We start from the raw sequence: 12,985 nt of genomic DNA, 5'->3' as shown, positions 1-12,985 counted from the left end.
GGATTCGAGTCCGGGATGAGCCATGCAGTTCGATGACGAAAGACGGACCCGCTCGTCGATTGATGCAGCGAGAAGGTCTAAATACCTAGCGGATATTGATAAATTCATCGACGAACACGAAGTGCTGCAGCGTAGCCATAAGCGGGATGCTAACAGCATCCGTTCCCTTCGAACCCAGCTCACCGGCGTGGAACGAACAAATACCGAGCTCACAACAAGGATAAAATCCCTCGAAGGCGAGAATAAGGCTCTTCGCACTTCCCTTTCTGCCCTTCGCAAGTCGTCCAGGCTTCGGATTGGAACGGCGGTGACCGCTCCTGCTCGCGCGCTGACTCGCCTCAAAGCTCCCGTCGAAAGCATACTTAAACGTCAGACTCCAGTAGCCCCGTCGGCAGTCGAGACGACACTATCCCGACCTCTAAACCCCATCGAACGTGCCAACGAGCTACGCGAACTACTATCAAGAGCGCCGTCCAAAGGGAACGCACATAACCTGATAGCCCACCTGTACTTCGTCCTAGGAGCGGTAAGCGAACCGGCCGCCGTCATCGAACGGTACGAGGAGGTCCTGACCGATCTGACGCCGAAGGAACGCCAGTTGATTGAGGCAGTGCGAGGCCTCAATAGGCTTCAGAAGCGGCCAATCGTCCTGCCACCGGAGCAAGGGAGCCCCGGTTATCAGCCCGAACGCGGCCGAATGTTGTATTGTGCGCACAGCGTATCTCCCTATAACTCCAACGGGTACTCGACTCGGACAGCGGGCATAGTTAATGGACTTGCCGCAGCGGGTGCAGATGTCGTCATTGCGGCCCGTCCGGGCTACCCGTGGGACGTCAAGACTGATAAGGCTCCGTCCTCGGACGTCAGTTACACAGAGACCATCGCAGGGATAACGCATTTCTTCAGTCATGGACCAACCTGGACACAAAGCCCCCTCGACCATTTCATCCAGCAGGCTGCAGACAGCTATGTCCAGATAGCGATCCGAAATCGCGTGGAGCGCATCCAGGCAGCGTCTAATCATGTAACCGCTTTACCCGCGCTTATCGCAGCTCGCCGCCTAGGGCTGCCCTTCATTTACGAGGTGCGGGGACTGTGGGAGATTACCGAATCCTCCACTAAGCCAAACTGGGGTCAATCGGACAGGTACAACTTCTCCAAAGACATGGAGACACTTGTAGCTGCTAGCGCAGACTCCGTGTTTGCGATTACCCCACAGGTAATGGACGAGCTTATCCAGCGGGGGGTCCCAGCCGAAAAGATCTCTGTCCTTCCCAACGCCGTCGACACCGACGACTTCAGTGACATGCCGCAGCACCGGCCCACGCGGACCCGACTTGGGCTGGAAGACGATGCGCCAGTGATCGGCTACGCCGGAAGCCTAGTGGAGTACGAGGGCCTTGGCACTCTACTAGAGGCTTTCAGAACACTCATACTGAAGGACATCCGCGTCCACCTGGTGATCGTCGGCGACGGAGCGGCCCTTCCGAAGCTGAAACACCAGGCGAAACAGCTTGGGATAGCAGATTACGTCAAGTTCACCGGGAGGATCGCTGCTGAGGAAATCCCTGCGCTTATTAGCGTGTTCGATATCATGCCATGCCCTCGGATGCCGCTGCCGATCACGGAGATGGTGTCACCGCTTAAACCGTTAGAGGGCATGGCCGCTGGCAAAGCAGTGGTCCTCTCTGATCTCGCGCCGATGCGCGATCTGGCAGGCGAGGACGGAGAGCGTGCACGACTGTTCCAGGCTGGAGACCCCGGCGCTCTGGCAAGGGTCCTTGAGGACCTTCTCAACGACCCCACTCAACGACAGGAAATGGGTCGCCGCGCGCGGCTCTGGGCAGTAGCGGAGCGGACCTGGAAGAAAGTGGGCGAGGTAGCCTGGAGCTCTCGCGAGTCTACTCAGACGACTGCGTCGGAGTCGGCGCGAAATCTGTCCAGCCTCACCCTTGGGATCATCGCCGACGAGTTCACAACCGCAGGACTCCGACCTGAAATCAATCTGGTCGAAGTGCATCCCGATCGATGGCAAGCCGAACTCGATTCCAACCCTATCGACGCGATGTTCGTCGAATCGGCGTGGGACGGAAACGAGGGCTCTTGGAGAGGGAAGGTGGGCTATTACGACGACGAATCATTTGCCGACCTACTCGCCCTGCTAACCTATTGCCGCGAACGTTCTATACCAACCATCTTCTGGAACAAAGAGGATCCGGTCCACTTCAACCGTTTCAGACAGACCGCTAGGCACTTCGACCACGTCTTCACAAGCGACGACGGTTCTATACCCGGCTATCTTCAGTCCGCCGGCCCATCATTGGTGTCGGTCGCATCATTGCCGTTCTATGCTCAGCCCAAGCTTCACAACCCCCTGCCAAGCCTCCGGCCCTATTCACATACCGTCAGTTACGCAGGCTCCTACTACGGCGATCGATACAAGAAACGTTCTGACCAGCTCCACGCACTGTTGGCCGCTGCACTGCCCTCAGGGCTGACCATCTACGATCGTCAACACCTAAACCCGGACAGCCCCTATAAGTTTCCTCCCGATCTGGCACCCCACGTCAGTGGAGGCCTTCCTTACGCGGAAATGCTTGAGGCCTACAAAGCACACCCAGTCCATGTGAACGTGAACTCAGTCGAACAGTCGGGCACCATGTTCTCCCGTCGAGTCTTCGAGGTGGCCGCTTGCGGGGGAGCGGTGATCAGTGGTCCGGGTCTAGGTATTGAACGGGTTTTCGGAAGCGTTATCCCGATAGCTCAGGATCAACGGAGTGCACACGCTCTCATCAATTATTGGATGGAGAATGAGGACGCCCGGAACGAGGACGCTTGGCTGGGAATGCGCTCAGTCTTTCGTAGTCATACTGCAGCCCATCGCCTCACCTACGTATTGAGGACAGCAGGCCTAGAGATAGTGGCGCCTGCCCTGGAAAAGTACGCGCTACGAGTGTCAAACCCTACCCAAGAGACCATTGAGCAACTCGAAGCCCAGAGCGTCCGCCCTGCCCTCATACTGATGGATTCCGAGGCCAATCCGAATCGCGTAGTGAACGGTATGGCCGGTGAAGGGGCGATGAACCTCAGCTTAGAGGCTCTCCTGACCGCCGGAATCACCCTCATTGGGGACGTGCCCAGTGGGCCGATTGACCGAACGTTTTACGAAGACCTGCTTACCTCCAGGAAGTATTTGGCTTGGGACTCGGCACGAATCGAATCCTCACACACTAACGAACCCGGGTGGGGGCTCGCGCGACCGGCGCCACACGAGGATGTTGCGGGAAGACACCTTGAAGCTCTGGTGGCCAAGGGGACAGGATCGCTGATCCTTAATCGGCGAGTTACCGCATCTTCATCAGCTGCTGCTCAGCAGAGGGTCAAGCCGGCTGCAAAACGGATACTCGTCGCTGGGCATGACCTGAAATTCGCTCGCGGGCTTATCTCATACCTTGAGGACGCAGGGCACACTATCGAAATCGATCAGTGGTTGGGCCATTCGCAGCACGATGAGACAGGCAGTCGTGCCAAACTTGCAACCGCTGACATCATCTTCTGCGAATGGGCTCTGGGGAATGCGGTGTGGTATGCCAACAACAAACGCCAAGACCAAAGGCTGGTATGCAGATTGCACCTCCAGGAGCTGACCACCCCTTACCTTTCACAGCTGAACACCCATAACGTGGACCAGTTCATTTTTGTCGGCAGGCATATAGCGGACGTCGCTGAACGAGATTTCGATATTCCTGCGAAGAAATCGCAGGTTATTCCGAACTATGTTGACACGAAGCGTCTTCATCGGGACAAGAAGCCCGGGGCCAATTGGAATATCGGCCTAGTTGGCATTGTCCCGCAGCGAAAGCGCTTGGACCTTGCCCTGGATGTGCTTCGAGGGCTAAGACGATCAGATAGGCGTTACCACCTGTTCATTAAGGGCAAGCGTCCTGAGGACTTCCCCTGGATGGCTGATCGTCCTGAAGAATTGGCCTATTATCTGGAGCAATATCAGCGTATCGAAAACGATCCGCTGCTTTCAGGTGCGGTAACGTTCGATCCGCAAGGTGATGACATGGCCGAATGGTATCGGAAAATTGGGACGGTTCTTTCCATGAGTGATTTCGAATCATTTCATCTGACGCTCGCTGACGGTGCGGCGTCGGGCGCACTTCCCGCCACCCTCGCCTGGTCAGGAGCCGACCAGATTTACCCGGTATCGTGGATCTCAGCGTCCGTTGAATCTCTGACGAAACGCGTGGCGAGCATGGCAGCCGATGAGCCAATGCGGACCGCTGCGGTGATCAACGCGAGGAAGTTCGTCGAGGAACACTTTGACCAGTCGCAGGTCCTGCAGAATCTGCTTGAATCGATCTTGAAAGAATAGAACCACGGATGCGTGAGTTTCAAAAAGTTAATAGGAGGTACCCATGAAGGTGTTCTTTACCTTCAGCGACGCCGCACGGCATAGTCGAAAAGGGGGGTTCTTTATATCTTATCGAAATGTGTTGTTCCCTTTTTGGTGGAACCTCACAGGATCTAGCGAATGGACTCTTTTTACTCCTGGTCGATTTGACCGCGCCAAGCCCGTTCCAGCATTTCAGAGGTCTTCGTACGCCGAATCCATAGATCAGAATGTCGTGTCCATGTTCGATCCTATGCTCTTCATGAATCGCGACATCAGTTTGGGTTGGTACGTGGGAAACCGGTCTCACCACTATGCCGACTGGTTAGCGATCCTCGTGGAAAGGATGATCTCACAGATGAAAATTGATGTGAACAAGGTCGTCATCTATGCGTCGTCGGGCGGCGGTATACCGGCGATAAAGATCGGAACTAGGAACGCAGGAACTAAGATCTATTGCTCGAATATTCAGGTAGATGTGCGTTCGTACTACAAGAAAACGTTCAGCAAAATGATCGCGGTGGCATACCCCGGGATGGACGAGCTAGAGGTTACAGAGAAGTTCTCATCTCATCTAACTTGCATCGACTGGGACGGAGACTTCTCCCTCACCTATGCCCAAAACTTGTTTGATGATTTTCACCTACAGAATCACTTCAAACCGTACAGGGATGAATATGAAAGAGTGAGCGGCCGCCGAAAGGTCGATTTCCTTGTCTATCGGGATGAGGAAAGTGGGCACGGAGTGCTGGACAAGAGCATCGAGCTGGAGATCATCCGAGCGATGCACTCTGGAGCTGATGTTGCGGCAATACTACCCTCGGGGAGGCACCTTGCGGCATCAGAACCGATCTAATCGAGCCCTTGATATGGGTTTGAACATGTCAACCGAACCTGATTTCCCGAGGTCAGGCTGCATCATTGGACGCTAAAGACTTCGGAAGAAGACTCATGTATCAATGGGCCTTGGACGGTCCATCGCAGCGGGAGTTCGACCAGCATGCGAAAGTGCTAGTTGATAGGTTCTCGGGATCGGGGGCGGGGGTTACCAAAGGGGCTCGCGTCGACTTTCGGAACTACATCGATTTCTTGAGGGTTTCCGAGGGGCTCGATGTTGCCTTCTCTCGATTGGACGAGCTCCGAAAGAGCGGGTTGTCGTCCGACCTGTATGCCACAGCAGGCATGACAGCTGCCCGCCGTGCAGGCGAATATGGCAGAGCAGCAGACTTCCTTTTGGCTGCCCATGAAGAGTGGCCCAAGAATATGGGCATTTTCGTCTTTCTGATTGAGACTTTGATCTCCGCAGACCGAGTGACTCATGCCGCCGAGTTGCTTAGGGAAGCTAACCGTTCTGGCAGTATGGGCATTCGGTCCTCTGCGGTAGGCCTGAAGCTTGGTGAAATGGCCGCTGTTTGTGGTGTTTGGGACGAAGTCGAGCAGTTCGTTCATTCGAGCGTCGCAGAACCAGACGCTCCTGCCGTGAAAGTTCTTATGAAACGGGCAGAGCTGGGTTTGTCGTTTAGGGACCAAGCTGCCGAATTTCCAACCTATGTCCTGAATATGCTGGAAGACAGACGAAAGCTCAGTTTGCTCCGGGGCCTCTATAGACAGTTCGGCGTCGTACCCAACCGTCACGAGGCGGTGGATGGTCGGAGAATTGACCCCTCCGAACTGCCAGACATTGCCGCTCATCGTGGATTGAGAATGGGTAAAGGTGCGCTCGGGTGCGCGCTTGGCCATATCTCCATGTGGCAGACGTTCCTCTTGAGCAACCGTAGCTATGGATTTTTCCTCGAAGACGACGGATTGCCATACACCTGGATGAACTTATCCGAAGTGGTTGCCGAAGCGGGGCAGTTTGACGTCCTGTACGTCAATGAGCGAATGTCGTCGGTCAAGGCCGGAATTGTCTCGACTTCCATCAGTCCACTTTGGGAGACTCTCGCCACGAGGCCTGATTCTGTGCATGGTTGGGGGGCGGACGGCTATATCCTGTCGCGGCTCGGCGCGGAACGCCTGCTCGAAGCAGCGTCGGAAGATAAGGTGCTAAGCCACATCGATGGACAGATTGCGTCATATGGCATTCCGCCGGACGCGACGCCAACCAATGTTGCACAACAGATTGGGCTTTCTGTGCGCCAGACCAGCCGATACCTCCCGACTCTTAACATCAAATGCCTCGAGTTTCCACTGGTGGCGAGCATGGACTTCGGAGACTCAACCATTGGCCGGGTGGGTGGGCACTAGAGCGTTATATCTTGATCTCGATTCAAGTGAGGTTTATCCACCGGGTTGTGAAAGCCGTCGCCTGACTAGGATCCCCGTCCGTTCGAAATATTCTGACTCGATACTTGCCAGGGGAAAGATCATCGAATATAACGACTTGGCGAGCTGAATAACTCCGCCGGCGAATAATGTCAGAGGCTTTGAATAGTCGATACGCGAGCTGGGCACCGTCAGGGGCGTAAACCTTAATCCGGATGCTTCCTTTGCTCTGATCCGCGGTCAGAATATAGGGAAGTGCTTCCTCAGGGGATTCCGCAACCCACTGCTCGAGGTTAGCTCGAAGGAAGAACCTAAATACAGAACCGATGTCAGCGTGCGACAGGTCCGCCAGAACCGTGACGCTGGGAGGCACGGCCCTTTCTATAGACATTCCATCTACAAGCGGCTGGACATGACGAGGGAGGTGATGATCGTTAGCCCCTACCAGGATTGAAACCCGGGTGGCATCCTCCGCATGACGAGCGTATCTATCGACAATCCCGTCCAGGTGAGCAATGTCTTCTTCACCTTCCCCACCGGCCATAAATAGCAGCATATTGGGATGTGGGCCGGCTACGAAAGTTCCTATTCGTGTCTGGGGCGCCCCTACAACTACTCTGCCGGCCGGGAGAGCGAAACCATGGATAAGGGCGGCAGTTCCCCCTTTAGAGGACCCAGCGGTTACGACATCGGCCGTATCGAGACCGTTGTCGCGTACAACCTGCTTTATCAACGACTGGACGGCATCGAAAATGTCGGTCGAGCGGTGGTCGGAATGATAGTAGGCACCCTGGTCACCGAAGTCGTCCAGAATATAGAGAGCGCTGATGTCGACGTCGTCCACTGTTGATTTGTAGTTATAGGTGAAATCGCCAGGATTGTGGATTGCCGTAAAAATGACCACCAATCGCTTCCTGCCTGCTTGGGACGATCCTTGTGAGAATAGGTAATTCAAGGGTATCGGGCCGTCGTGGCGAGACCAGCCGGATGCTGGGAGCGAAAGATTTCTATCAGTGTAGTTGAAATCCGAGAGTCGGATCTTCGTTGCTATCTTCACGTTCGTTCCCGAGAATTTAACTACAACAACTTTCGCGGGTACAGCTTCACCGAACTTTGGAAATCTCCAACCAAGTGGTTTTGGTTTCTCGACGCCTTCGTGAAGGGAAATCGAGGTGGGAACGGTGGCTGAAAACATTAAGTCCATTACCTTCTTGTTTTCATGGAACAGTTCAAAACCCTGACCGTGCAGCGTCACCTGAACTTCAGTGCCAAGATTCCATAGTAGTTCGTACTGATGTTCCGTCGAACTGGACACAGAGTCTTCGAGATCGAAGGATGGCACTTCTGATCCATCTGTCACCGATACCGTGCGTTGGTGAACGACATCCTCGTATCTGGCGTTCTTTCCGACAACGACAAATCCGTCCGAACGCTCCTCAACTAATTCTAGTGTTACCTGATCTTTTTTATCATCAGTTCGAGGAAGACTCGCCCCGTCTACTACAAGACTATTATGGGCGTATTGCGAGTAAGCGTAACGAGAGAAAGGGTCCTTGTAATCGTAGCTAAATGGTCCGGACTCGCTCAATAGATCGATTTCTTTGCTGCGAAGGAAGAAGCTGAGGTCATCTGAATGTTTGTGATAGTCGGCGTTGTATGCTGCGGAAAAGAACGCATAAGTTGCTCCGACATGTCCCCACTGATCCCGGTAGACGGCGTAACCAGACTCTGGCAAAACAAGCCACCGCTCCTGGGGAGGGCGTCCATGCGCCCCGGCACTGCTGGCGTAGGCGAATTCGGGGCTTGTGAAGACTCGGTGCATACCGGCCCGATTGACCGGTATCTGCTGTGTATCGCTGACGGGAGGGTATATTCCGTCCGGCATGAGAGCGTGGGTGGCGTAACGCTCCGCACGGCTTATCAGCTGAGCGTAAAAAGCAGCGTCCGCGTGGTTTGCGATCGAAGCGATGCGCTGCACATTCGCGACTTGTCGGGAAACCATCAGGTGGTAGGTCGGCGTGTTTTCGACATGCACGCCGTCCTCGGTGAAGCATTCGCTGAAATAGGCCCGAAGCCGAAGCATTGCGATGTTGAAGTAGGTTTCGGGTCGGTCTCCTCCGTCGGAAGCCGACAAAATGCTCCAGTAAAGGAGTGCGAGATCCTGGAACATGCCGTGGTTGTTCCCAGCGGAGTGAAAGTCGTCTCTTGCCAGCAGGTCCGCTGTCGAACTAATGAGGGGCTCAAGAACTTGTTTATCTAGATCCGGGTCGATTATCCGCACCCGTATTTGTAAAGACATAAGGTTTAGGAGACGCTGGGCGGTCGTCTCATCGTGATATGCCATCGGTTCCACGTCCGATGGTTTGGGATGCAGCTCCTCCCAATCCCTGACCAGATCCACCGCCATCGTCGCGGCTTGGTGTGCCGTCTCCTTGGCCGTGAGGACTGTTTCAAACCAGTCGACAAAGAAAATGAAGCCGTGAAGGTAACGTTGCTGGCTGCGGGGAAAAGGTTTAGACCAAATTCCTCCGTTATCGTATTTCACATCGGCAAAACTAGGGGAGGAAATTGTGTGATTCTCGACAAAGTTCATCGCCCTCGCGGTACTTGCGTCCCCTTTAGCTTGAGGTAATAGGGAAAGAACAACCTCTCGGAGCTTCGTCGTTTCTAGTTCTGTAAGCATTTTCCCTGAATCTCATTCGTATGACCTGCGGACTGACATCGAACTCGGCACCTAGGGGGAAGCCCGCTGTTCAATTCATCAAGCTTAGCCTCCGTCAGTGCCGTACCCGGCCGGTCGGCAACCTTGCGTGGACCGGCCGGTCGCAGAGGAACGTGAACCGTGCTGGTCCGTCTCGTTTATTTTGCGCTGGTTATCGAGGGGGCCACTGTGACAGGGGACACAGGTGCGCGGGTGGGGCCTAGCGGAAGACCTAGACCTCCTATTTGGCAGTCGCGGTCAGGTTGAGGTTGGATACGTTGGTCATCGTCATTTTAATGATGGTGAGCGCTTGCCCGCTTGGGCCCTTGCCTGGGGCCGCGACGGCCCCCAACTTGGATCCTGACGGTACTCCGCCGAAATTGATAGTGATCTGCTGCCCATTCTTCTTCAGGGTGGCCCGGTTCAGACTTGCATCGATTGTGACCGCTGCGTCAGTTACCCATTGCCAGGTCATTGCCTTACCTGAACTTGCCTTCGCCACGTCGTTGATGACCATACTCGTCGGAGTGTGGGTGACGGTACGGGTTGCCGATGAGGTGCCCGGCAACGCCTGGGCCATATCAACGGATGCGGAGGACGATGAAAGGAGCTTGGTTGCGCCCTTCGCGCCGATCGGTTGATTCGACTGGCCCATGAGCAATGTGGAGTGCGCAGAGGTACCAGGCTTCCAGAAGTTCCAGCGGGTGGCCGCACTGTAGTAGCCAGTGGGGTTGTTCAACTCGGTTCCAGGATCGATCGACCATTGAACACCCTTCCGGAAGAAGGACACTGTCCCTAGATCGAGGTGGGAATGAGCCGTGGTGTTTTCCCCACCCTTCAATGTTGCAGTCCCGGCTGTCGATCCGCTTGGCAGGTGTAGCGCGGCGAATCCTGTGAAGGGGTATACCGAAGATTTCTTAGCGGGAAGTTGACCCGGCTGCGCCCACCACCACATCAACTGAGAGTCAGGCTTGGCTTGATTCTCTTTCCAAACCCAAGCGGCAACTCCAGCGTCCTTGGTGGTGTAGGAAATCCAGGCTGGCATCAGAGGACTAAGCGCATTTGGCTCAGCATCCGCAAAGGGTGTCGGTAGACCATCGGGACCGGTGCTGTTCATCGCGTAGTCCGCTGTTTTGGCAAGTGAAGGAATTGCTATTGGGTTGGAAGCGTACACGTTGGGAAGGGTTGAATACAGGGTCGCGAAGGCCCGGCTTTCGTAGGTCCAATATCCGGGGCCTTCCTGAGATCCTCCGTCAGCGGTGACCATAGCAAGGGCAGGCTGAATGGATACTAGGGATTCTTTAGCCAGAGCGGCGGCTTGAACGGGTGACTTCTCCAGGTAGACAGCCGATGCGACGAACGTTGCTGCGTTGTGAATAGCTGCAATATTTGTGGCTGCATCGACGAAGTTTTCCCTGTCTGCGTGGAGGCAGGTTTGCGGGCCGAGCCACCGCACCAGAACTGTCTCTTCCATTCCAGCGACTGGTGCCCAGTCATTTGCGGTGCCGGCTGCCAGAAGGAGGTGGGACGCAGTAAGTGTGCTCATGGTCTCGGGTCCGCTTTCGAGAATCCGTCGTGTATCCGAACGCATGGCGTCCCGTGACTTGGTGTCTCCTGCCTGGAGCCAGCCATATCCGAGCCGCGAAACCCGAGTCGAGAAGCTACCTCGCAGCTGGTCGATTGTGAGTACGTCCGCGGCTTGGTTGGCGGCTCCTCGGATCATTTGTCCGTGAACCTTTTCGATCGCGGGGTTGGTTGCTGCGCGGGAGTTCGCGTCAGCAATCATCTTGTTGGTTGTGATGATGCCTGGCCCATTTGTTGGCAACTTCGGAGCGAACTTCGACTCCGCGACTGGAAGCGCGCAACCGCCTAGGAATCCGACCCAGCCCGAGGACGCGGGAATGGTGCCGGTACGACCCTCAAGCTCATCCCGCCAAGCTGGAGCCTGAAGCTTTGCGGCAGCGACCACTTTTCCGATGGCGTTTCGCTGTGCAACTCGGTCGGCGGCGAGAACTGTAGTGAAGGCCTCTGCGCGAACCTTAGTTGCTTGATACGCAGATGCCGAGATCCGTGCAGCATTCAGGTCAGATAGCGCCGTTTTAGCCACGTTCTGCTGAACCACCCTCAGATCTTTCAAAGCCTTCATCTGGGTGGCACTGGTCTTCACCGTGGCTGCTCGGAGGCTTTCGGAATCGACAGCTTTGGCCGCTGCCGTCATAGCGGTCTGGGTTGTCGCTGCGGTAACCAACGCCCCGGCCTTATCCAGGCTCACCGTCCCGTTTGCTACGGCATCCTTGACAATTAATCCGTCTGCACGAGCCAAGGCCGAAATGAACGGTCGGGAATCCACATATAGATTTTTCGCCGCGGTGATCCTGTTCCGAAGGGTTGCCCGCTGGTCGTTCAGGCTCGGCCCACCTGCCGTTGCTTCCCCGGGAGTTGTGACTGTTGCCTTTGCAGGGGCCGAAAATCTCCCATCCTTATCGTGTGCAAAGTAGGAGTAGGAATAGGTCGTCAATGGCTGTAGACCAGTGTTCGTCACCGTGGTCTTCGGAACCGGGACATCGCTAACTGCGGTGCCATCGGTTGGGGAGGTGGGCGCGATGGTACCGGCGGCACGTCGAACGAGGACGCCGGTGTATGCGCTAGATGTTGGGTTCGTCCACCTGAGGGTCACTGTGGTTGGGGTGCCAGCATAGGCAGTCACTGCAGAAACCGGAGGCGGCGGTGGCGCGGCAACGGCTGGGCTACCCGCGTAGCGGTACATGAATGCCGCCATCGCATCCCGATTGACAGGCAAGAGTGGACGATAGGTCCTATCGGGCCAGCCCTCGGAAATTTTCTTGGACGCCAGCCAACTAATTTCCTTATAGAACTGGACCCCTTTGCCTACATCTGTGAATCGTGCCGTTGCCGGGGCGGTGTAGGAAGGGCTCTTTGCCAGTCGATACATGAACGCGGCCATAGCGTCTCGGTTCACCGGCTCTAGCGGACGGAAGGTTCCGTCGGAATAGCCGGTCGAGATCTTCATGGACGCTAGCCAGCTAATCTCCTTGTAAAACTGGGTCGTCGTGGTGACGTCTCGGAACGGCGATTTAGCGGGCGGTGTGTACGCTGGGCTACCCGCGAGCCGGTACATAAATGCCGCCATCGCATCCCGATTGACCGGCTCTAGCGGTCGGAAGGACCCGTCCGAGTAACCGGTAGAGATTCTCTCGGCGGCTAGCCAGCTGATCTCGTCAAAAAATTGATTATCGCTGCGCACGTCGAAGAAGGATCCTGCCGCAGCCGACACTTTAGCGTTCTCTACGGTTTCAACGGCGTTGGCCGACCCCATCACGAGGAACGGAACAACCAAAAGGAATGCTATTGCCGAAGCAATCAACCGACGTGCACGAGTGAAGAAAGACATGAAGCTGACCTCCGCATAAGCCAGCCCCAACGACCGACGACACCCTGGATAAATTCCAGGTTATGGCGAACCTACAGCAGCGCTGAAGCGTAAAATCGATTCTTGCTCAATCATGATCCAACACTGATTCAATCCTGTGGTAAACGCGCGGCTTGAACCGCCCTGGGTTTGTTGGAGGCTTCTGACCTTGGAATCGAGAATAGAGTCA

5 protein-coding genes are annotated in these 12,985 nt (G+C 55.5%); 3 read left to right on the top strand and 2 right to left on the bottom strand.

Translation table 11 applies throughout. The features are described 5' to 3' along the window. The first annotated feature begins 22 nt into the window (after positions 1 to 22). The 3 genes from HMI58_RS11710 to HMI58_RS11700 all read left to right on the top strand — a co-directional run bounded on the left by HMI58_RS11710 (position 23) and on the right by HMI58_RS11700 (position 6,646). The gene (locus tag HMI58_RS11710; RefSeq protein ID WP_171619984.1) at positions 23 to 4,381 is read left to right on the top strand and encodes a glycosyltransferase; all 4,359 of its coding nucleotides are present in this window, start codon (positions 23 to 25) and stop codon (positions 4,379 to 4,381) included. A 43-nt stretch (positions 4,382 to 4,424) separates the two neighbouring features. Further along, positions 4,425 to 5,255 carry a hypothetical protein gene (locus HMI58_RS11705; protein WP_171586041.1) on the top strand — a complete coding sequence of 277 codons (831 nt, stop codon included), beginning with the start codon at positions 4,425 to 4,427 and terminating at the stop codon, positions 5,253 to 5,255. Positions 5,256 to 5,320: 65 nt separating this feature from the next. After that, the gene (locus HMI58_RS11700) at positions 5,321 to 6,646 is read left to right on the top strand and encodes a glycosyltransferase family 25 protein (protein WP_171619982.1); all 1,326 of its coding nucleotides are present in this window, start codon (positions 5,321 to 5,323) and stop codon (positions 6,644 to 6,646) included. Positions 6,647 to 6,668: 22 nt separating this feature from the next. On the opposite strand, the gene HMI58_RS11695 is transcribed toward HMI58_RS11700, so the two are convergent. Together HMI58_RS11695 and HMI58_RS11690 are read right to left on the bottom strand one after the other, a co-directional pair. After that, on the bottom strand, positions 6,669 to 9,257 hold the full coding sequence (locus HMI58_RS11695; RefSeq protein WP_171619980.1) for a heparinase II/III family protein: 2,589 nt from the start codon (positions 9,255 to 9,257) through the stop codon (positions 6,669 to 6,671). Between the two features lie 349 nt (positions 9,258 to 9,606). Next, complete coding sequence (locus HMI58_RS11690; RefSeq protein ID WP_171619978.1) at positions 9,607 to 12,777, bottom strand: S-layer homology domain-containing protein; 3,171 nt, start codon at positions 12,775 to 12,777, stop codon at positions 9,607 to 9,609. Positions 12,778 to 12,985: the final 208 nt, after the last annotated feature.

It is taken from the genome of Arthrobacter sp. 147(2020) (genome assembly GCF_013116715.1).
GTDB lineage: Bacteria > Actinomycetota > Actinomycetes > Actinomycetales > Micrococcaceae > Arthrobacter_D.
This window is presented reverse-complemented; position numbering and strand designations above follow the sequence as displayed.

What these genes read in the sequence shown, in the direction of transcription:
- HMI58_RS11710 (WP_171619984.1), top strand. Translation starts at nt 23, where the DNA reads ATGCAGTTCGATGACGAAAGACGGACCCGCTCGTCGATTGATGCAGCG.
- HMI58_RS11705 (WP_171586041.1), top strand. Translation starts at nt 4,425, where the DNA reads ATGAAGGTGTTCTTTACCTTCAGCGACGCCGCACGGCATAGTCGAAAA.
- HMI58_RS11695 (WP_171619980.1), bottom strand. Translation starts at nt 9,257, where the DNA reads ATGAACTTTGTCGAGAATCACACAATTTCCTCCCCTAGTTTTGCCGAT.
- HMI58_RS11690 (WP_171619978.1), bottom strand. Translation starts at nt 12,777, where the DNA reads ATGTCTTTCTTCACTCGTGCACGTCGGTTGATTGCTTCGGCAATAGCA.